Origin of the sequence: Streptomyces sp. NPDC020299 (assembly GCF_044387825.1) — a bacterium.
Taxonomy (GTDB): domain Bacteria; phylum Actinomycetota; class Actinomycetes; order Streptomycetales; family Streptomycetaceae; genus Streptomyces.
The window spans coordinates 203,620-224,397 of the sequence record NZ_JBIRWL010000003.1 but is presented as its reverse complement, the minus strand read 5'-3'; the positions used below and the strand labels follow the sequence as shown (position 1 = coordinate 224,397).

Here is a 20,778-nt window from a genome sequence, read left to right as displayed (position 1 = left end):
ACGGTGAACGGGATCACATCACCGATTCTCAGGAGACGAGTTGTCCTATTTGCTCCGAACCTCGGGGCTCGGCTGGTTTTGGTGATGCGTAGTCTGTGCGGCATGCATACCGCCGGGAACCAAGTGATGCCTGGGGAGCGTCGATGTCCTCGGTGCAGTACGGGTGAATGCGGGAACGACCGCATCCGTACTTCGGGGGGACCGGAAACCAGCCGCCGTTTCCAGGCGCGCATGGGTGCGCCTGCCCGAGGAGTAATCGTTCGATGAGCGAGCACCGTCGCAAACAGCCGCAGCCGCAGGGAGGCGGACGTGCCGCGGCCCGACGCGGCCAGTCCGGCTCGTCCTCCGGCCGCCGTGCGGCTCCGCGTGACGCCACCGGGTCCCCTTCCGACGCCTACGGCTCGGGTGGTGACGACCGCCAGTACGGCAGTCGTGCCGAGGCCCGCCGGGCGGCGCAGAGAACCGGAGGGGGCCGCAGAGGGCCCGACAACACCGGGCCGGGCGGCCGGCGCGGTGGTCCAGGTGGGCCGCCCGGCCCCGGGCGTGGCAGAGGCCGGGCGAGCGAGCCCGCAAGGAAGCGTTTCATCGACTACCCGCGCGCCGGCAAGTACGGCTGGCAGCGCTGGATGCCGTCCTGGAAGCTCGTCTCCGGGCTGTTCATCGGGTTCGTCGGCTGCCTGGTCGCCACGTTCGGCATCGCCTACGCGATGGTCTCGATCCCCAACGAGAACGACGCGGCCAAGTCCCAGAACAACGTCTACTACTGGGCCAACGGCGCGCAGATGGTGGCCACCGGTACGGGTGCGAACCGGCAGAACATCCCCATCGAGCAGATTCCCAAGGCCATGCAGTTCGCGGTGATCTCGGCCGAGAACAAGAGCTTCTACTCGGACTCCGGTGTCGACCCCATGGGCATCGCGCGCGCCCTGGCGAACATGGCGCGGGGCGGTCAGACACAGGGTGGCTCGACGATCACCCAGCAGTTCGTCAAGAACACCTACCTGAGTCAGGAACAGTCGATCTCCCGGAAGTTCAAGGAGATGTTCATCTCCATCAAGGTGGGGACGAAGGTCAAGAAGCCGCAGATCCTCCAGGGCTACCTGAACACCTCGTACTTCGGCCGTGGCGCCTACGGCATCCAGGCCGCGGCGCAGACGTACTACGGCAAGGACGCGGCCAAGCTCACGCCGAGCGAGTGCGCCGTCCTCGCGGCCCTGCTCAAGGGCCCGACGTACTACGACCCCGCCGGAGCCACGGACCTCGACAAGTCGGCGACTCAGGATGCCAATACCAAGCGTTCCAAGGACCGCTGGAGCTGGATCCTCGGTGAGATGCACAAGGACAAGCACCTCACTGACGCCGATTACCAGGAAGCGATCAAGAAGTACCCCACGCCTCAGGGCCGCAAGGCGATCAAGGGCATGACGGGTCAGATCAGCTACCTGGCGGACACGGCGAAGAGGTACGTCCTGGCGCACTCCGACATCACGGAGGCGCAGTTCGACAAGGGCGGTTACCAGATCTACACGACCTTCGACAAGGACAAGGTCACCGCCCTGACCGCGGCTGTGAAGAAGATCCAGAAGGACCGCCTCGACCCCAAGAACCGGGAGCTGGACAAGTATGTCCAGTTCGGTGCGGCGTCGGTGGTACCCAATGACGGTGCGATCGTCGCGCTGTACGGCGGCGCGGGATACGAGAACGGTCACTTCACGAACAACGCGGACACGTCCGGTGTCCCCGTCGGCTCGACGTGGAAGCCGTTCGTGCTGGCCGCGGCGATGGAGTACGGCACATACAAGACCGCGCCCACGGGCCTCTCGCCGATGAGTAAGTACAACGGCAATGACCATCTCAAGGTGAGACGGCCGGACGGCACGTACTTCCTGAACAAGGACAACTCAACGTTCTTCCAGAACAACGAGAGTGACCACGCCTGGGGCTACATCACCCTTCGCAAGGCGATGGAGCAGTCCGTGAACACGCCGTTCGTCCAGCTTGGCGTGGATGTGGGCTTGTCGAAGGTGCGAGACGTCGCCAGGGCGTCCGGCATTCAGACGGGATTCGAGGGACTCAATCCGTCTTTCGCCATCGGCACCTCGACCCCGAGCGCGATCCGCATGGCAGATGCCTATGCGACGTTCGCCGCCTCCGGCAAGCACACGGACCCGTACTCCGTGACGCAGGTCAAGTACAACGGAACGGACCAGCCCGGCTTCTCCAAGCCGAAGAGCACCCAGGCCATGGACGCGAACGTGGCGAACAACGTCACGGACACGCTGGAGAACGTCATCCAGAACGGTACGGGTCAGAATGCCAAGGCCCTGGGCCGTACGGCGGCGGGCAAGACCGGTACCACCGACAGCAACAAGTCGGCCTGGTTCGTCGGCTACACCCGGCAGCTGTCGACCTCGGTGGCGATGTTCCGGGAGAACCCCAAGACCCACAGGTTGCTGTCCATGAACGGGACGGCGGGCGTGGCGTCCATCCATGGTGGTGACATCCCGACCTCCGTGTGGACCGAGTACATGAAGGCCGCGCTCAAGGGCAAGTCGGACGAAAGCTTCCCGTCGGCCGAGAAGATCGGCGAGGTCGACGACGAGGCAGGCGCCCCGTCCCCGACCCCCACGATCACGCCCACGCAGCCGACCGAGACCCCGACCGAGTCGCCGAGCCCCACGCCCAGTGACACCCCCACCACGCAGTCGCCCAGCCCGACCGATTCCTGCCAGTTCGGTTTCAACTGCGACAACACCGGCGGCACCGACGCGGGCGGCACGGACGGAGGCGTCACCGGTTCGCCAACGCCTACGGACACCACCGGCAACGGAGGCACCACCAGAGGCAATGGAAACGGCAACGGAGGCAACGGAGGCCTGTTCGCCGGTACGAACGGCTGATCCGGAGCCCTGACCGGTTGGCGATCATTTCGCCCGCCAAGGGTGTTTCACGTGAAACATGGGCCGCCGCACTCACGAGGTGCGGCGGCCCTCGGCGTATTCCTAGACAGGTACGGCAGGATGTGCCCCATGCCCAGTGCAGAAACGACGCCCGCGAGCGCGTACGAGCCCGAGTCGGTCCGGCCCGCCCCGGTGGAGACGGTGCGGCCGACCAGGGAGGACGAGGTCGCCGCTGCCGGCAGTGAGCTGATCGGCGGCCCCATCGGGCGGCGCGCCCTGCGCGGGACGTCCTGGTGGACTCCCGTGCGGATCGTGGCGCTCGTGGCGATCGGCATGTTCGCCCTCGGCCTGGTCCAGAAGGCGCCCTGCTACAACAGCGGCTGGTTCTTCGGTGCCAGCTCGCAGTACACGCACGCGTGCTACTCGGACATCCCGCACCTCTATCAGGGGCGCGGCTTCTCCGACGGACTCGTGCCGTACTTCGACAAGCTCCAGGGTGACATGCAGTACCTCGAATACCCGGTCCTGACCGGTGTGTTCATGGAGGTGGCCTCCTGGCTCACGCCCCACAGCGGCAGCATCCAGCACCAGGAGCAGTGGTACTGGTTCGCCAACGCCGGGATGCTGATGGTGTGCGCGGCCGTCATCGCCGTCTGTGTCGCCCGGACCCACGCCCGGCGTCCCTGGGACAGCCTCCTGGTCGCCCTGGCGCCCGCGTTCGCGCTGACCGCCACCATCAACTGGGACCTGCTGGCCGTGGCTCTGACCGCCGCGGCGATGCTGATGTGGGCCCGGGGGCGCACCGTCGCCTTCGGTGTCCTGCTGGGGCTCGCCACGGCCGCCAAGCTCTATCCGGTATTCCTCCTCGGCCCGCTGCTCGTGCTGTGCTGGCGGGCCGGCAAGTGGCGGGAGTACTTCACGGCCGTGGGCGGCGCGGCGGTCGCCTGGCTGGCCGTGAACCTGCCGGTGATGGTCTTCGCCTTCGACGGCTGGTCGAAGTTCTACACCTTCAGCCATGACCGGGGCGTCGACTTCGGCTCCTTCTGGCTGATCTGGGCCCAGAACTCCAGCAACCCGCCCAGCACCGACACGGTCAACTTCTTCGCCACGCTGCTGGTGGCGCTGTCGTTCGTGGGCATCGCGGTGCTGACCTTCACGGCACCGCGCCGGCCGCGCTTCGCGCAGCTGGCCTTCCTGATGGTGGCCGCCTTCATCGTCACCAACAAGGTCTACTCGCCGCAGTACGTCCTGTGGCTGGTCCCGCTGGCCGTGCTCGCCCGGCCGAAGTGGCGGGACTTCCTGATCTGGCAGGCGTGCGAGGTCGCGTACTTCCTGGGCATCTGGATGTACCTCGCGTACACGACCAGCGGGGACGCCCACAAGGGGCTGCCGACCCACGGCTACCAGTGGGCGATCGCCATGCACCTGCTGGGCACGCTGTATCTGTGCGCCGTCGTGGTGCGGGACATCCTCATGCCGGAGCGCGACGTGGTGCGCCGATCCGGAGACGACGATCCCTCGGGCGGGGTGCTCGACGGTGCGGAGGACGTCTTCGTCCTCGGCCCGGCGGCCCACCCGCCGCGGCACGCCGCGCACCTAGAACCGGCGTACGGGCCTCAGGTGGAGTGGGGCAGCCGAGGACCGGATTCCCCCGTCGAGGGTTCGCCCTGAGCGAACACGCCGGGGTCGGGGCACGGAAAAGGCCGTACACAGTGGTCCGGGAGGACCCGTGTACGGCCTTTCGGCTGCCGGCCGGCCGGATCAGCGGTCGACGATCCGGTCGAACTGCGTGGTGGTGTGCCGCAGATGGGCCACCAGCTCCTCGCCCACCTTCGGCTCGGGCGCGTCCGCCGGGACGAACAGGATCGACACCTGCATGTGCGGCGGCTCCGCGAACCAGCGCTGCTTGCCGCCCCAGACGAACGGAGAAAGGTTCCGGTTGACCGTGGCCAGGCCGGCCCGTGCTACGCCCTTGGCGCGCGGCATGACGCCGTGCAGGGCCTTCGGGGCCTCCAGGCCCACTCCGTGCGACGTACCGCCCGCCACGACCACCAGGAAGCCGTCCGAGGCAGCCTTCTGCTGGCGGTAGCCGAAGCGGTCGCCCTTGGCTACGCGCGTGACGTCCAGGACCGCCCCGCGGTACTCGGTGGCCTCGTGGTCCCCCAGCCACAGCCGCGTGCCGATCCGGGCGCGGAAACGGGTCTGCGGGAACTGCTGCTGGAGCCGGGCGAGGTCCTCGGCCTTGAGATGGCTGACGAACATCGTGTGCAGCGGCAGCCGGGCGGCGCGCAGCCGGTCCATCCAGCCGATGACCTCCTCGACGGCGTCCGAGCCGTCGGTGCGGTCCAGCGGCAGGTGGATGGCGAAGCCCTCCAGCCGGACGTTCTCTATGGCCGAATGGAGCTGCGGCAGGTCCTGCTCGCTGATGCCGTGCCGCTTCATCGAGGACATCACCTCGATGACCACGCGGGCGCCCACGAGCCCGTACACGCCGTCGATCGACGACACGGACCGGATGACGCGGTCGGGCAGCGGCACCGGCTCCTCGCCGCGCCGGTACGGCGTGAGCACCAGCAGGTCTCCGCCGAACCAGTCCTTGATGCGCGCGGCCTCGTAGGTCGTGCCGACGGCGAGGACGTCCGAGCCCAGTCGCGTGGCCTCCTCCGCCAGGCGCTCGTGCCCGAAGCCGTAGCCGTTGCCCTTGCAGACCGGGACGAGCCCGGGGAACTGCTCCTGCACGTGCTTGTGGTGCGCCCGCCAGCGCGCGGTGTCGACGTAGAGCGTGAGCGCCATGGCCGGACCTGGGACCTTTCTCGTGGCTGCGATGGGGCAGAGGTGTGGACGGTGTGAAGCCTATGGAATCAAACGGCTGGGCTCAGCGGCGCGACATGTAGATGTCGAGCGCCTTGTGGAGCAGCTTGTTGAGCGGGAAGTCCCACTCGCCGAGGTACTCCGCGGCCTGCCCGCCCGTGCCCACCTTGAACTGGATCAGGCCGAAGAGGTGGTCGGTCTCGTCCAGCGAGTCGGAGATGCCGCGCAGGTCGTAGACGGTGGCGCCGAGCGCGTAGGCGTCGCGCAGCATCGTCCACTGCATGGCGTTCGAGGGCCGGACCTCGCGGCCGATGTTGTCGGAGGCGCCGTAGGAGTACCAGACGTGCCCGCCGACGATCAGCATCGTCGCGGCCGAGAGGTTCACGCCGTTGTGGCGGGCGAAGTACAGTCGCATCCGGTTGGGGTCCTCGGTGTTGAGGGCCGTCCACATGCGCTGGAAGTACGACAGCGGGCGGGGCCGGAAGTGGTCGCGCACGGCCGTGATCTCGTACAGCCGCTGCCATTCGGCGAGGTCCTGGTAGCCGCCCTGGACGACCTCGACGCCGGCCTTCTCGGCCTTCTTGATGTTGCGGCGCCACAGCTGGTTGAAGTTCTTGTGGACCTCTTCCAAGGACCGGTTGGCGAGCGGCACCTGGTAGACGTAGCGGGGCTGTACGTCGCCGAAGCCGGCGCCGCCGTCCTCGCCCTGCTGCCAGCCCATGCGGCGCAGCTTGTCGGCCACCTCGAAGGCGCGGGGCTCGATGAAGTCGGCCTCGACGTCGCGCAGGCGCTTCACGTCCGGGTCCTGGATGCCCTGCTTGATGGAGTTGGCCTCCCAGCGCCGGATGATCACCGGCGGGCCCATCTTCACGGAGAAGGCGCCCTGCTGCTTGAGGTGCGCCAGCATCGGCTGGATCCAGTCGTCCAGATTCGGCGCGAACCAGTTGATGACCGGGCCCTCGGGGAGGTAGGCGAGGTAGCGCTTGATCTTGGGCAGCTGGCGGTAGAGGACCAGGCCCACGCCGACCAGCTCGCCGGTCCGCCCGTCGAACCAGCCGAGGCTCTCGGAACGCCACTCCGCCTTCACATCAGCCCAGGCCGGGACCTGCATGTGGCTCGCCGACGGCAGGCTCTGGATGTAGGCCAGATGCTGCTCTCGGCTGATGGTCCTCAGGGTCAGGCTCATTCGGGGCGCTCCTCGGGCTGGTGTGTCCCCCTGGGTACAGGGGCTCCGGCTCACGCGCCGAAGCCTACTGCGCCGTGCGAGCGCCCCGGCTGGGCATACGGCACCCGCGCCCCGGCCAGCGGTTCGCCGGGGTGTTCCACGGTGTTCAGAAAGAAGCCGGAGGGACGGCGTCCGGAGGCTCAGCTGATGAGGCCGCCGAACAGCCCGCCGTTCGCCATGCCGAGCATGAAGCCGACGCCCGAGGCACCGAGACCCACGATCAGACCGAAGCGCTCACGCGTGGTCACCGAGATCCACTGTCCGGACGCGCCGGTGAGCAGGCCCACCAGGCCCGCCCAGGAGCTGAGCAGGTGCAGACTGCCGAAGAAGCCCGTGATGAAGGCGGTCACGCCGAGCACCAGCGTGACCGCCATCAGGGCGTCCGGGAGCGGATGGGGTTTGCCGTCGGTGGCGAAGAGGGATCCGGCGGTGTTGGGTCGCAATGCCTGTTGTGCCATGGGGCACCTCCTGCGGAAGGCGGCGCACTGTAGCGCCGTACACACCCGATGTGTACAGACTGACGTCCTTCCCGGCCGGATTTCAACCGGAAGCACGTGTGCGGGTAGTGTGTACCGTCTGCACCGGTGTCTGCCCAGGCCTGATCGTCATCTGATTGTCAGCGGCCCTGCTTCGTCAGTGGCCCCGATCCTCAGTGCGTTGTCAGTGGCGGCCGATACCGTTGCCTACGCATCACAACCCTCCTGCCACGGAACGACCGTGGCCGCTGAGTCCAAAGGAGGTGGGTTCCACATGCGTCACTACGAGGTGATGGTCATCCTCGACCCCGATCTGGAGGAGCGCGCTGTCGCCCCCCTGATCGAGAACTTCCTCTCCGTCGTCCGTGAGGGCAACGGCAAGGTGGAGAAGGTCGACACCTGGGGCCGTCGTCGTCTGTCGTACGAGATCAAGAAGAAGCCCGAGGGCATCTACTCGGTCATCGACCTGCAGGCCGAGCCTGCGGTCGTGAAGGAGCTCGACCGCCAGATGAACCTGAACGAGTCGGTCCTCCGGACCAAGGTCCTCCGCCCCGAGATGCACTGAGCTCTCCCGCTCAGCTGATCCCGGGATTCGAGTAGCACCAAGCAGCCAGCAGCAAACCCGCCGAGAGGTTCCCCCATGGCAGGCGAGACCGTCATCACGGTCGTCGGCAACCTTGTCGATGACCCCGAGCTGCGCTTCACCCCGTCCGGTGCGGCGGTCGCGAAGTTCCGCGTCGCGTCCACTCCCCGCACCTTCGACCGCCAGACGAACGAGTGGAAGGACGGCGAGAGCCTCTTTCTGACCTGCTCGGTCTGGCGTCAGGCGGCGGAGAACGTCGCCGAGTCGCTCCAGCGAGGCATGCGCGTCATCGTGCAGGGCCGGCTGAAGCAGCGGTCGTACGAGGACCGCGAGGGCGTCAAGCGCACGGTCTACGAGCTGGACGTCGAGGAAGTCGGCGCCAGCCTGCGCAACGCCACGGCCAAGGTCACCAAGACCGCCGGCCGCGGTGGCCAGGGCGGTTACAGCGGCGGCGGTGGCGGCCAAGGTGGCGGCGGCTGGGGCGGCGGCCCCGGTGGCGGCCAGCAGGGCGGCGGCGCTCCCGCCGACGACCCGTGGGCGACCGGCGCTCCCGCCGGTGGTGGCCAGCAGGGCGGCGGCGGTGGCGGCGGCTGGGGCGGTGGCTCCGGCGGCGGTGGCGGCTACTCGGACGAGCCCCCCTTCTAGGCCCTCGGGCCAAGGGTGGGTCGTACCCAAACTTCTTGATCACACAGGAGAAACACCATGGCGAAGCCGCCTGTGCGCAAGCCGAAGAAGAAGGTCTGCGCTTTCTGCAAGGACAAGGTCACGTACGTGGACTACAAGGACACGAACATGCTGCGGAAGTTCATTTCCGACCGCGGCAAGATCCGTGCCCGCCGCGTGACCGGCAACTGCACGCAGCACCAGCGTGACGTCGCCACGGCCGTGAAGAACAGCCGTGAGATGGCGCTGCTGCCCTACACGTCCACCGCGCGCTAAGGGAAGGGTGACCGACACATGAAGATCATCCTCACCCACGAGGTCTCCGGCCTCGGTGCCGCGGGCGACGTCGTCGACGTCAAGGACGGTTACGCTCGCAACTACCTGATCCCGCGGAAGTTCGCTATCCGCTGGACCAAGGGCGGCGAGAAGGACGTCGAGCAGATCCGTCGTGCTCGCAAGATCCACGAGATCCAGACCATCGAGCAGGCCAACCAGGTGAAGGCCCAGCTCGAGGGCGTCAAGGTCCGCCTGGCCGTGCGTGCCGGCGACGCCGGTCGCCTCTTCGGCTCCGTCACCCAGGCCGACATCGCTTCGGCGATCAAGGCTGCCGGTGGCCCCGAGGTCGACAAGCGCCGCATCGAGGTCGGTTCGCCGATCAAGACCCTGGGCGCCCACGAGACGTCCGTGCGTCTGCACCCCGAGGTGGCCGCCAAGGTCAACCTCGAGGTCGTCGCTGCGTGATCGCTGCACCCGGCTTGAACGGCTGAGGCAACTCGGCCTGAACGGCTGAGAGAAGGGGCCGCACCTGCTGGTGCGGCCCCTTCTTCGTGTTGTCTTCGTTGTGTTTCACGTGAAACCGTCAGCGCGTTGCGCCGGTGACGATCCAGCGGCCCGAGCGGGTACGCAGCCACAGCGTCAGCATCCGTACGGTCATCATCAGCGTCATGGCTGCCCAGAGCGCGGTGAGTCCGCCCCCGACGACGGGGACCAGCAGCGCCACGGGAGCGAAGACCGCAAGGGTGACCAGCATGGCTCCGGCCAGGTACGGCCCGTCCCCCGCGCCCATGAGTACGCCGTCGAGGACGAAGACCACTCCGCAGACCGGCTGGGAGAGCGCCACCATGAGCAGCGCGGGCAGCGCGGTGTCCTTCACTACGCCGTCGCTGGTGAACAGGGGCAGAAACAGCGGTCGCGTCACGATCACCAGGAGTCCGAGAAGCAGCCCGACTGCCACGCCCCACTGCACCATCCGACGACAGGCGTCCCGGGCTCCCCGGGCGTCGTCCGCGCCGAGACAGCGCCCGATGATGGCCTGCCCGGCGATCGCGATGGCATCGAGGGCAAAGGCGAGCAGGCTCCAGAGGGACAGGACGATCTGGTGGGCAGCGATGTCGGCGTCGCCGAGGCGGGCCGCGACGGCTGTGGCGATCATGAGGATCGCCCGCAGTGAGAGTGTCCGGATCAGCAGGGGTGCGCCGGCATGGGCGGAGGCCCGGATGCCGGATGTGTCGGGCCGCAGGGATGCCCCGTGCCGACGGGCTCCTCGGACGACCACGGTGAGATACACCGCCGCCATCCCGCACTGGGCGATCACCGTGCCCCAGGCGGAACCGGCGATGCCGAGACCGGCGCCGTAGACGAGACCGACGTTGAGGGCGGCATTGGCGACGAAGCCCCCGACGGCCACGTACAGCGGTGTCCTGGTGTCCTGGAGCCCGCGCAGCACACCGGTGGCGGCGAGCACGGCCAGCATGGCCGGGATGCCCAGGGCGGAGATCCGCAGATAGGTCGTCGCGTACGGGGCCGCGGTGGGCGAGGCCCCGAAGAGGTCGATCAAGGCGGGCGCCAGGGGCAGGACGAGGGCGATGACCGTGGCACCCAGCAGCAGCGCGAGCCAGATGCCGTCCATGCCCTGACGGATGGCCGCCTGGAGGTCGCCGGCGCCGACACGTCGGGCGACGGCCGCCGTGGTGGCGTAGGCGAGGAAGACGAAGACGCTCACGGCCGTCGTGAGGAGGGCCGAGGCGACACCGAGGCCGGCGAGCTGGGACGTGCCGAGATGGCCGACGATCGCACTGTCGGCCATGACGAAAAGGGGCTCGGCGACCAGTGCGCCGAAGGCGGGGACGGCCAGGGCGACGATCTCGCGGTCGTGCCGTCGTGGGCCGGCTCCGGGGATCGTGGAAGCCTGTGGCATGAGCACTAATCTAATCGTCCACAGGTAAGAGATGCAAGCGTGTTGCACCCCTTACTTATGGTTGTGGGTCACATGCTTGTACACCCCTCCTGGGGCGATCTTGGTCCGACTGGGCAAGTTTTTCTTCTGCACAGCCAGTGGATGGGAAAAGCGCAGTTCAGGGAGTTATCGAGGGAAGGATCGAGGGCTTGTTCACAGGGCTGTCCACCGGGTCGTGCACAGGTTTTGGCAAGTTCTCCACAGCATCCGGGCCGTCGTCCACATGGCCTGTGGATAACCAGATTGGCTGACGGTGCCGAGGGGCCTACCGTTGTCCGGCGCCCGCTCCTTCCGCCGGTCTCGGAAACCTCACAAAACCGACGCGGTGCAACCGGAATTGGGTCTCTCAGTTGTCAGTGCCGTGCCGTACAAAAGTGGCATGGCGAGGTCCGCCCGGGCGGACGGGAGGAGGTGGCTCGGTGAGCATTTCCGAGCCCTTGGACGATCCGTGGGCCGACAGCGGTCCCAGCGATCGTCTGCCCGCCTCCCGCCGTAGCGGCGGTGGTGGCCGCGGCCGCGATGAGCAGCACGACCGGGGTGGCGACGGTGGTGCGTGGGACGGCGGTGGTTCTTCCTTCGAGCGGGTGCCGCCGCAGGACCTCGACGCCGAGCAGTCCGTGCTCGGCGGCATGCTGCTCTCCAAGGACGCCATCGCCGACGTCGTCGAGGTCCTCAAGGGCCACGACTTCTACAAACCCGCGCACGAGACGATCTACCAGGCGATCCTCGACGTCTACGCGAAGGGCGAGCCCGCCGACCCCATCACCATCGCCGCCGAGCTCACCAAGCGAGGTGAGATCAACAAGATCGGCGGAGCGGCGTACCTGCACACGCTCGTCCAGACGGTGCCGACGGCGGCGAACGCCGAGTACTACGCCGAGATCGTCCATGAGCGAGCGGTGCTGCGCCGTCTGGTCGAGGCCGGCACGCGCATCACGCAGATGGGATACGCGGCCGACGACGACGTCGACGAGATCGTCAACCGCGCCCAGGCCGAGATCTACGCCGTCACCGAGCAGCGCACCAGCGAGGACTACCTCCCGCTCGGCGACATCATGGAGGGCGCCCTCGACGAGATCGAGGCGATCGGCTCGCGGAGCGGCGAGATGACGGGCGTGCCCACCGGGTTCACCGACTTCGACTCGCTGACGAACGGCCTGCACCCCGGTCAGATGATCGTCATCGCGGCGCGTCCCGCCATGGGTAAGTCGACGCTGGCCCTGGACTTCGCACGGGCCGCCTCCATCAAGCACAACCTGCCGAGCGTCATCTTCTCGCTCGAAATGGGCCGCAACGAGATCGCGATGCGTCTGCTGTCCGCCGAGGCCCGCGTCGCCCTGCACCACATGCGCTCGGGCACGATGACCGACGAGGACTGGACACGGCTGGCCCGCCGGATGCCGGACGTGTCGGCCGCGCCGCTCTTCATCGACGACTCCCCGAACCTGTCGATGATGGAGATCCGCGCCAAGTGCCGCCGGCTCAAACAGCGCAACGACATCCGGCTGGTCGTGATCGACTACCTCCAGCTGATGCAGTCCGGCGGCTCCAAGCGTGCCGAGAGCCGTCAGCAGGAGGTCTCGGACATGTCCCGTAACCTCAAGCTGCTCGCCAAGGAGCTGGAGGTCCCGGTCATCGCGCTGTCCCAGCTCAACCGTGGCCCCGAGCAGCGCACCGACAAGAAGCCCATGGTCTCCGACCTGCGTGAGTCGGGGTCCATCGAGCAGGACGCCGACATGGTCATCCTGCTGCACCGTGAGGACGCCTACGAGAAGGAGTCCCCCCGCGCGGGCGAGGCCGACCTGATCGTCGCCAAGCACCGAAACGGCCCGACGGCCACGATCACGGTCGCTTTCCAGGGCCACTACTCGCGGTTCGTGGACATGGCACAGACCTGATCCACCGGCGTCGCCCACATCGACACGTCGGCCACGTCAACACGTGTGGCAAATCAACTCGACGCCCACGGGCCTCCCGGGGTGGACTGACGGCATGACGACATCTGAGGAAGAGCTGCTGCCCGGCACCTGTCGGGCATTGCGGCACCGGATCGCCGTGGCCCAGGCCGAAGGGCGCGCACCGTCGCTGGTCGCGGCGGTGGTGCGGGGCGGGCGAGCGGTGTGGCACGGAGCGCGGACCTGCGTGGACGGCCATGGGCCGGACGAGAACGTGCAGTACAGGATCGGTTCGATCACCAAGACGTTCACCGCCGTCCTGGTGCTGCGACTGCGTGACGAAGGTGTGCTCGATCTCGGTGATCCGCTGGAGAAGCATCTGCCGGGCACCGGTGCCGGGGAGGCCACCATCGCCGAACTGCTCGCGCACACGGGCGGGCTGGCGGCCGAGTCGCCGGGGCCCTGGTGGGAGCGGACTCCCGGTTCTTCGCGTCCGGAGCTGAGTGACGTCCTGGGCGAGCAGCCCCTGCTGCATCCGGTCGGCCGCCGGTTCCATTATTCGAACCCCGGCTACACGCTGCTGGGCACGCTGGTGGAGGAGGTGCGTGGCGCCCCCTGGGAGGAGGTCCTCCGGCGGGAGGTGCTCGAACCCCTGGGGCTGAACCGTACGACTGCCCAGCCGCAGGCACCCCATGCGGGTGGCTGGGCGGTGCACCCATGGGCCGACGCGCTGCTGCCCGAGCCGGTGGAGGACCTCGGCCGAATGGCACCTGCCGGCCAACTGTGGTCGACGACGGGTGACTTGGCCCGCTTCGCCGCCTTCCTGGCCAAGGGTGACGACCGTGTCCTCGGCGCGGGGTCGGTACGGGAGATGCGGACGCCCGCGGCGCCGGCCGAGGCCGCGGATGTGATGGACGGAGCCACCTACGGCCTCGGTCTGCAGATCCAGCACCGCGACGGGAGACTGCTCGTGGGACACTCCGGGTCGTTGCCGGGCTTTCTGGCGAACCTCACCTTCAGCGTGGCGGACGATGTCGCGGCGGTGGTGCTGGCCAACTGCACTTCCGGCCCCTTGCTGTCCGTGGTGGGCGCCGACCTCGTACGTATCGTCGCCGATGCCGAGCCGAGGATTCCCGAGCCCTGGCGTCCGCTGTCCGAGGTCGACCGCTCGGTGCTGGAGCTCGCGGGACAGTGGTACTGGGGCACACATGCATTCGCTCTGCGGGTGACGGCCGACGGGCTCGTCTCGCTGGGGCCACTGTCCGGCAACGGCCGCAGCTCGCGTTTCCGGGCCAACGGTGACGGCACCTGGACGGGACTGGAGGGCTACTACGCCGGAGAGCTTCTGCGGCCTGTAGGGCGCCCGGACGGAGCCCTCAGTCATCTCGACCTCGGGTCATTCGTGTTCACACGTCAGCCGTACGACGAGGAGGCTCCCGTACCCGGAGGCGTGGACGCGGAGGGCTGGCGGGGGATCGGCTAGCTGATCGCACCGGTGGGCTTGTTTCACGTGAAACAAGCCCACCGGCCGGTACTCAGAGTGGGAGCTTGAAACCCACGTGCGAGGCCGTGAAGCCGAGCCGCTCGTAGAACCGATGGGCGTCGGTGCGTGTGGTGTCGGACGTCAGCTGCACCAACTGGCAGCCCAGCCGCCTGGATTCCTCGATCGCCCACTCGATGAGCCGTGTGCCCAGGCCGCTGCCCCGTTCGTCCGCGTGGATGCGGACGCCCTCGATGATCGACCTGGTGGCCCCGCGCCTCGACAGCCCGGGAATGGTCGTGAGCTGAAGCGTGCCGACGACTCGGCCCTCGCGTTCCGCGACGACCAGATGCTGGTTCGGATCGGCGTCGAGCCGCTTGAACGCGCTCAGGTAGGGGGACAGGTCGTCCGGTGACTCGCGCTGTGCGCCGAGCGGGTCGTCGGCGAGCATGCCGATGATGGCGGGGATGTCGTCGGCTACGGCGGCGCGAATCTCGAAGTGATCTCCCATGGGCGCACCCTATGCGGGCACGTGCAGCGACTCCACCACGCTTACCAGCGGTGCCAGTTCGGGGCTCCTGGCCGCCTCGTCGAGGGCCTCCCGCAGGGCGGTGTCATTGGTGGGGCGCGCCTCGTCGAGCAGTTTGAGCCCGGCCTCGGTGACGTTGGTGTAGATGCCCCGGCGATCGGTGGGGCACAGGTAGCGCTCGAGCAGCCCGCGGTCCTCGAGCCTGGTGACCAGGCGTGTGGTGGCGCTCTGGCTGAGGACGACCGCGTCGGCGACCTGCTTCATCTGCAGGTGGCCTCCCTCGCCGTCGTGCTGCCGGCTGAGTACGTCCAGCAGGGAGTACTCGCGCACGCTCAGACCGTGCCCGCTCTGCAGGGCGCGCTCGATGTGCGCCTCGATCCTCCCGTGCAGCAGGGAGAGGGCGCACCAGCCCTGTGCGAGCGCGGTGAGCGCGGGGTCCGTCGCTGTCATGTGGCGTTCTCCTCGGTCCCGGAGCGGCTGCAATCCAAGGATAGGGCAGTATCGCGATAGCCTGCGATTGCATTTAACCCGCGTCTGCAACTATTGTGGACGCACGCAAAGCGCACCTGCAATCGTCTGGGAAGGTGTACCCCCACATGCCTCTCGCGCTTCTGGCCCTCGCGATCGGGGCCTTCGGAATCGGCACGACCGAGTTCGTGATCATGGGTTTGCTGCCCGAGGTCGCGGGCGACTTCGGGGTGTCCATCCCCACCGGGGGCATGCTGGTCACCGGCTACGCGCTCGGCGTGGTGCTCGGGGCTCCCCTGATGACCGCACTCGGCACCAAGGTCTCCCGCAAGCGGATGCTGATGCTGCTGATGGGTCTGTTCATCGCCGGGAACCTGCTGTCCGCCGTCGCCCCCGTCTTCGCGGTCATGCTGATCGGCCGTGTGGTCGCCTCCCTCGCACACGGAGCGTTCTTCGGTATCGGCTCGGTCGTCGCGGCCGGCCTGGTGGCACCGGAGAAGAAGGCGGGCGCCATCGCGATGATGTTCACCGGCCTGACCGTCGCCAACGTCGTCGGTGTCCCGCTCGGCACGCTCGTCGGGCAGCACATCGGCTGGCGTGTCACCTTCGGCATCGTCGCGGCCCTCGGTGTGGTCGGCCTGGCCGGCATCGCCAAGCTGGTGCCCGAGCTGCCCAGGCCCCAGGGCGTGCACCTGCGCCACGAGCTGGCCGCCTTCAAGAACGCCCAGGTCCTGCTGGCCATGGCGATGACCGTCCTCGGCTTCGGCGGTGTCTTCGCGGCCATCACCTACATCGCGCCGATGATGACCCACGTCGCCGGTTTCGCCGACGGGTCCGTCACCTGGCTGCTGGTGCTGTTCGGCCTCGGCATGGTCGGCGGCAACCTGACCGGTGGCAAGTTCGCCGACCGGGCGCTGATGCCGATGCTCTACATCTCGCTGGGTGCCCTGGCGGTCGTACTCGCGCTGTTCACGCTCACCGCACACAACAAGATCGCGGCAGCGGTGACGATCGCCCTGATCGGCGCCCTGGGCTTCGCGACCGTGCCGCCCCTGCAGAAGCGTGTCCTCGACCAGGCGCATGGCGCCCCGACACTGGCGTCGGCCGTGAACATCGGCGCGTTCAACCTGGGCAACGCCCTCTCCGCCTGGCTCGGCGGTCTGGTGATCACCGCGGGCCTCGGCTACACCGCCCCCAACTGGGTCGGTGCCGTCCTCGCCGCGGCGGCCCTGGTACTGGCCCTGCTCTCCGCGGCTCTCGAACGCCGCGACAGCGTCCGCAGCACCGTGATGGACGCCGGTACGCCCGCCGAGCAGCGCGCAGCTGTCCATCACTGAACCATCGTGCTCCCCGAGCACGATGTCCGGAACACCACAAGGAGAAGCACCCCTCATGAGCACCACCACCGTCGCCCCGCTGACCACGCAGGACGCCGAAGCCCTCGTGCAGGCGGCCCGCGAGGCGGCCGAGGCGGCCGGAGCCACCGTCAGCGTCACCGTCCTGGACGCGGGCGGCCACCTGCTGGCCTTTCGCCGGGACGACCGGGCCGTACTGATCTCCGGTGAGACCAGCACCCGCAAGGCCTACACGGCGCTTCAGCTGAACACCCCCACCGCCGGCCTCGTCGACGCCGTCCAGCCCGGCGCACCCTTCCACACCCTGCCCACCGCGCTCGACCGGCCTTTGCTGTTCATCGCGGGCGGCATCCCGGTCCACCGCGACGGCCGTCTGATCGGAGCGATCGGCGTCGGCGGTGGCACGCCGGAGCAGGACCACGGCTTCGCCCTCACCGCGGTGGAGACGCTCGCCTGATCACGGAAACCGTCAGCGCCGGCCACGCGGTTCAGCGGTGGCCGGCGTTCCGCGTACGGGGGCCTCTCAGCCCGCCGCCACCGTCAGGGGAGCGAATCGGCGGGCCCAGTCCCCGGGCAGGTCTGTGACGCCGTAGGTCATGACCGAGTTGAAGGCGATGGACTCCAGCCCACGCTCCTTCACCCACGTCAGCAGCCCTTCGTGCCGTACGTCGATGTCGGTGCGCAGCGGGCGGTCCGTGTGGGCGGCGAGTGAGGCGATGAGGGCCTGCGCCGTCTCGGCGTCCCGGGCGATCAGCGGTCCGACGACCTGCGTGTCCATATTGGACCAGGCGCCCGCGTACCCGGTGAGCCGGCCGTTCTCCTCGGCGACGCGCAACTGGTCGGCGAAGGCGGGAAGCCGCGTGATGATGTGGGTGCGGTCGGCCCCGAACACCTCCTCGTCGAGCCGGAGGATCGAGGTGAGGTCCTCCGCGGTGGCCGCACGCGTCGGGACGCCGTGCTCCGGCCCACCCGGGGTGAAGTGCCCCATCACCATCTCCGCCCGGCCGGTGACCTTGAAACCGAGCTCCTCGTAGAGCGGGCGCCCGTGCGGGGTCGCGTGCAGGGTCAGGGGAGTGGTCCCCATCGCGGAGACGACGTGGCGCATCAAGCGGCGTCCGACGCCCCGGCGGGCATGCCGCCCGGCGACCAGGACCATGCCGAGGGCACCGAGAGCCGGGCGGTCCTGCGGGCCGTACTGCGTGACGACGCACGCGGCGACCAGACCACCCTCGGGATCGTCGATGCCGTAACCCCGTCCGGCGACGAGAAGGAAGCCCCACTTGTGTTCCTCCCGTGGCCACCCCCGGTCTTCGGACAAGTCGGCGCAGGCGGTGAGATCGCGCAGCGTCAGACGGCGAATGGGCAGAGCATCGAGGGATGGAGTCGGCACGCAGGTCAGGCTGTCCGACCGGTGCCCTCTGCGTCCACCGGTTTCGCGGCATACGCAGGTGCTTTTGGCCATGTCGTAGCCATCCGCACAGCGCACGGACAGGCACGGGGTGTTTCACGTGAAACGTCGGCGAACGACGAGCATCCGGCAGGCCGCAGAAGGGTCACCAAGCCTTCCCATTAGCCTCTATGGCATGCCGAGACTTCATCTCTTCGACCTTGATGGAACTTTGCTGCATGGCACGACCGCTCCAGTGGAAATTTCCCGCCAACTCGGCTTGGAGGCCGAGGCGGTGGCCCTCGATCTGGAGATGGCGGCAGGACGGATCGGACCGCCGGAATACGCGATGCATGCGCGTGTGCTGTGGGCGGAACTCACCGAGGCGCATGTGATCGCCGCTTTCGAGGGGGCTCCTTGGCTGGCCAGGATTCGTGATGTGTGGGCGAAGATCAGGGATGGCGGTGACTATTGCGCTGTGGTGTCGCTCTCGCCTTCGTTCTTCGTGGAACGGCTCCTGGGCTGGGGAGCGCATGCGGCGTTCGGGTCCCGCTTTCCCGCTGTGCCGTTCACCGAGCCGGTGGATCCGGCCGGTGCGCTCAACTCCGCCGCCAAAGTGCGGATCGCGGACCAGTTGTGCGAGAAGCTCGGGGTGACGCGTGCCGACTGTGTCGCTTACGGCGACTCGATGTCGGACCGGGATCTCTTCACGGTGGTGCCGGTGTCCGTCGCGATCAATGCGGACGCAAGTCTGACGGGTCTCGCGACACACTCCTACACGGGGCGGGATCTGTGGGATGCCTACCAATTGGTGGGCCCTGCCCGGTAATTGTGTGGCGGGCGGTGGCCGGTAGGGTCGACTCCGGTTCACGGCGATCCAGCTAATTGAGACGGAAAGATCGAAGGACGTATTTCTGGGTATGCGGCCAGAAGTATCCGCTCTGGGGGCATGCTGCAGCCGGCCGTGGGGGGGAAAGCGGGCATCTTCCGGTTCCGGAGGTGCGCAGACCGACCGAAAGATGTTCGAGGCGAGGCACATTATGGACGCTCCGACCACCACGTCGGCGGACAACGGCACGTCCGGCGGGGGCGGCTGGTTCACGCCGCACACCGCGCCAGCTGTCCCACCGGGCGGTGGTGGTCCGGAACACCCCTCCCCGGACGCCCTCCTCATACGCCGCACCATGGCCGAAGTCGCTCCTGTGGCCGACAAGGTCACCTCGTACTTCTACGCTCTGCTCTTCGTGCGCCACCCCGACCTGCGACCGCTGTTCCCACCCGCGATGGACATTCAGCGGGAGCGGCTGCTGAAGGCGCTGCTGACGGCGGTCGAGCACATCGACAACACGCCCGTCCTCGTCGACTACCTGCAGAATCTCAGTCGCGGTCACCGCAAGTACGGCACCCGGCCCGAGCACTACCCGGCCCTCGGCGAGTGTCTGGTCGGCGCCCTGAGCCAGTACGCCTCCGCCGTTTGGGACGCTGAGACAGAGGCGGCCTGGGTGCGGGCCTACACGATGATGTCGCAGGTCATGATCGACGCGGCGGCCGCCGACGAACTGCGCTTGCCGGCCTGGTGGCATGCGGAGGTCGTCGCGCACGATCTCAGGACGCCGGACGTCGCGGTCCTCACTCTTCGCCCGGACCAGCCCTACCCTTTCCTCGCCGGGCAGTACACGAGCGTGGAGACGCCCTGGTGGCCCCGCGTCTGGCGGCACTATTCCTTCGCCTCCGCCCCTCGCAGCGACGGGCTGCTGACGTTCCACGTGAAGGCCGTTCCCGCGGGCTGGATCTCCAATGCCCTGGTGCACCGGGCGCGCCCCGGAGACGTCGTCCGGCTCGGTCCGGCCACCGGGTCCATGACCGTCGACCACACCACCGACAGCGGTCTGCTCTGTCTCGGCGGCGGCACCGGCATAGCGCCCATCAAGGCACTGGTCGAGGATGTCGCCGAGCACGGCGAACGCCGCCCCGTCGAGGTGTTCTACGGCGCCCGCACGGACCACGACCTGTACGACATCGACACCATGCTGAGGCTCCAGCAGAGCCATCCCTGGCTCTCCGTCCGCGCGATCGTCGACCAGCAGGCGAACCTCCAGCTTCCCGACGCCGTGCGTGAGTACGGCCCGTGGGCCCAGTACGAGGCATATCTCTCCGGGCCGCCCGGAATGATCCGCAGCGGCGTCGACGCGCTCAGGAACGTCGGTATCCCCCCGGAGCGGATACGCCACGACGCGGTCGAGGAACTCGTGGTCGCCGCGAACTGAGCCTCAGCCCAGATCCGGGGCATGCATGGCCCTCACGCCCTCGATGTTGCCGTCCAGGTAGTGCCGCAAGGACAGCGGGACGAGGTGGACGGAGGCGATACCGACCCGCGTGAAGGGCACACGGACGATCTCGTACTCGCCGGCGGGCGCGTCCATTTCGGGGCCGTGGCGCAACGAGGGGTCCATGGACTCCAGTCGGCAGACGAAGAAATGCTGCACCTTCACGCCGGTCGCGCCGCCGTCCTCGCCGATGTGCTCCACGGTGTCCACGAAGCAGGGCACCACATCGGTGATCTTGGCGCCGAGCTCCTCATGCACCTCGCGGTGCAGGGCGTCGACGACGGTCGTGTCGCTCGGTTCGACACCGCCACCGGGCGTGACCCAGTAGGGATCGACACCAGGCTTGGTGCGCTTGATCAGGATCAGGTCGTCACCGTCGAGAAGAACGGCACGGGCGGTGCGCTTGACCACGGGTCGGACGGTCATGGGAGAAATGTCGCCCG

Annotated in this window: 20 protein-coding genes; 12 read left to right on the top strand and 8 right to left on the bottom strand. The window is 68.2% G+C overall.

From position 1 onward, the window contains the following. Positions 1–263: 263 nt before the first annotated feature. Both ACH45E_RS08900 and ACH45E_RS08895 read left to right on the top strand, forming a co-directional pair. A complete protein-coding gene (locus ACH45E_RS08900) occupies positions 264–2,900 on the top strand; it encodes a transglycosylase domain-containing protein (RefSeq protein WP_399040296.1) in 2,637 nt (878 codons plus the stop codon). Positions 2,901–3,029: 129 nt separating this feature from the next. Next, positions 3,030–4,571 carry a glycosyltransferase 87 family protein gene (locus tag ACH45E_RS08895; protein ID WP_361442010.1) on the top strand — a complete coding sequence of 514 codons (1,542 nt, stop codon included), beginning with the start codon at positions 3,030–3,032 and terminating at the stop codon, positions 4,569–4,571. Positions 4,572–4,661: 90 nt separating this feature from the next. Here ACH45E_RS08895 and ACH45E_RS08890 read toward each other — a convergent pair whose 3' ends face one another. The 3 genes from ACH45E_RS08890 to ACH45E_RS08880 form a co-directional block, all read right to left on the bottom strand. Continuing rightward, complete coding sequence (locus ACH45E_RS08890; protein ID WP_361442007.1) at positions 4,662–5,693, bottom strand: alanine racemase; 1,032 nt, start codon at positions 5,691–5,693, stop codon at positions 4,662–4,664. An 82-nt stretch (positions 5,694–5,775) separates the two neighbouring features. Then, positions 5,776–6,897, bottom strand: a complete 1,122-nt coding sequence (gene femX, locus ACH45E_RS08885; protein WP_361442004.1) for a peptidoglycan bridge formation glycyltransferase FemX — start codon at positions 6,895–6,897, stop codon at positions 5,776–5,778. 179 nt (positions 6,898–7,076) lie between these two features. Beyond that, on the bottom strand, positions 7,077–7,394 hold the full coding sequence (locus ACH45E_RS08880; protein WP_361442001.1) for a hypothetical protein: 318 nt from the start codon (positions 7,392–7,394) through the stop codon (positions 7,077–7,079). A gap of 292 nt (positions 7,395–7,686) precedes the next feature. Here ACH45E_RS08880 and rpsF point away from each other — a divergent pair, with 292 nt between their 5' ends. From rpsF to rplI, 4 genes are all read left to right on the top strand, one after another. Next, complete coding sequence (gene rpsF / locus ACH45E_RS08875; protein ID WP_086797674.1) at positions 7,687–7,977, top strand: 30S ribosomal protein S6; 291 nt, start codon at positions 7,687–7,689, stop codon at positions 7,975–7,977. 75 nt (positions 7,978–8,052) lie between these two features. Then, complete coding sequence (locus ACH45E_RS08870) at positions 8,053–8,640, top strand: single-stranded DNA-binding protein (protein WP_361441998.1); 588 nt, start codon at positions 8,053–8,055, stop codon at positions 8,638–8,640. A gap of 57 nt (positions 8,641–8,697) precedes the next feature. Further along, on the top strand, positions 8,698–8,934 hold the full coding sequence (rpsR, locus tag ACH45E_RS08865) for a 30S ribosomal protein S18 (RefSeq protein WP_003949403.1): 237 nt from the start codon (positions 8,698–8,700) through the stop codon (positions 8,932–8,934). An 18-nt stretch (positions 8,935–8,952) separates the two neighbouring features. Beyond that, the gene (gene rplI, locus ACH45E_RS08860; protein ID WP_361441995.1) at positions 8,953–9,399 is read left to right on the top strand and encodes a 50S ribosomal protein L9; all 447 of its coding nucleotides are present in this window, start codon (positions 8,953–8,955) and stop codon (positions 9,397–9,399) included. 118 nt (positions 9,400–9,517) lie between these two features. Here the strand turns inward: rplI and ACH45E_RS08855 are convergent, their stop codons facing one another. Next, positions 9,518–10,855 carry an MATE family efflux transporter gene (locus tag ACH45E_RS08855; protein WP_361441992.1) on the bottom strand — a complete coding sequence of 446 codons (1,338 nt, stop codon included), beginning with the start codon at positions 10,853–10,855 and terminating at the stop codon, positions 9,518–9,520. 458 nt (positions 10,856–11,313) lie between these two features. Here ACH45E_RS08855 and dnaB point away from each other — a divergent pair, with 458 nt between their 5' ends. Together dnaB and ACH45E_RS08845 are read left to right on the top strand one after the other, a co-directional pair. Beyond that, complete coding sequence (gene dnaB / locus ACH45E_RS08850; protein WP_361441989.1) at positions 11,314–12,792, top strand: replicative DNA helicase; 1,479 nt, start codon at positions 11,314–11,316, stop codon at positions 12,790–12,792. Positions 12,793–12,886: 94 nt separating this feature from the next. Then, on the top strand, positions 12,887–14,272 hold the full coding sequence (locus ACH45E_RS08845; RefSeq protein WP_361441986.1) for a serine hydrolase domain-containing protein: 1,386 nt from the start codon (positions 12,887–12,889) through the stop codon (positions 14,270–14,272). Positions 14,273–14,324: 52 nt separating this feature from the next. Here ACH45E_RS08845 and ACH45E_RS08840 read toward each other — a convergent pair whose 3' ends face one another. Together ACH45E_RS08840 and ACH45E_RS08835 are read right to left on the bottom strand one after the other, a co-directional pair. Further along, complete coding sequence (locus tag ACH45E_RS08840; protein WP_361441983.1) at positions 14,325–14,780, bottom strand: GNAT family N-acetyltransferase; 456 nt, start codon at positions 14,778–14,780, stop codon at positions 14,325–14,327. A 9-nt stretch (positions 14,781–14,789) separates the two neighbouring features. Then, complete coding sequence (locus ACH45E_RS08835; protein WP_361441980.1) at positions 14,790–15,248, bottom strand: MarR family transcriptional regulator; 459 nt, start codon at positions 15,246–15,248, stop codon at positions 14,790–14,792. A gap of 146 nt (positions 15,249–15,394) precedes the next feature. On the opposite strand from ACH45E_RS08835, the gene ACH45E_RS08830 reads away from it, so the two are divergent. Both ACH45E_RS08830 and ACH45E_RS08825 read left to right on the top strand, forming a co-directional pair. Continuing rightward, positions 15,395–16,603: an MFS transporter gene (locus ACH45E_RS08830; RefSeq protein ID WP_361441978.1), complete on the top strand. Its 1,209-nt coding sequence runs from the start codon at positions 15,395–15,397 to the stop codon at positions 16,601–16,603. 55 nt (positions 16,604–16,658) lie between these two features. Next, a complete protein-coding gene (locus ACH45E_RS08825) occupies positions 16,659–17,078 on the top strand; it encodes a heme-binding protein (protein WP_361441975.1) in 420 nt (139 codons plus the stop codon). 66 nt (positions 17,079–17,144) lie between these two features. On the opposite strand, the gene ACH45E_RS08820 is transcribed toward ACH45E_RS08825, so the two are convergent. Then, on the bottom strand, positions 17,145–18,011 hold the full coding sequence (locus tag ACH45E_RS08820) for a GNAT family N-acetyltransferase (RefSeq protein ID WP_361441972.1): 867 nt from the start codon (positions 18,009–18,011) through the stop codon (positions 17,145–17,147). Positions 18,012–18,204: 193 nt separating this feature from the next. On the opposite strand from ACH45E_RS08820, the gene ACH45E_RS08815 reads away from it, so the two are divergent. Together ACH45E_RS08815 and ACH45E_RS08810 are read left to right on the top strand one after the other, a co-directional pair. Beyond that, positions 18,205–18,837, top strand: coding sequence for a haloacid dehalogenase-like hydrolase (locus tag ACH45E_RS08815; protein WP_361441969.1), 633 nt, complete (start codon positions 18,205–18,207; stop codon positions 18,835–18,837). A 211-nt stretch (positions 18,838–19,048) separates the two neighbouring features. Further along, positions 19,049–20,275 (top strand): globin domain-containing protein, encoded by a 1,227-nt coding sequence (locus ACH45E_RS08810; RefSeq protein ID WP_399040290.1) that lies wholly within the window; start codon positions 19,049–19,051, stop codon positions 20,273–20,275. A 3-nt stretch (positions 20,276–20,278) separates the two neighbouring features. Here ACH45E_RS08810 and ACH45E_RS08805 read toward each other — a convergent pair whose 3' ends face one another. After that, positions 20,279–20,761 (bottom strand): NUDIX hydrolase, encoded by a 483-nt coding sequence (locus ACH45E_RS08805; RefSeq protein ID WP_361441963.1) that lies wholly within the window; start codon positions 20,759–20,761, stop codon positions 20,279–20,281. Positions 20,762–20,778: the final 17 nt, after the last annotated feature.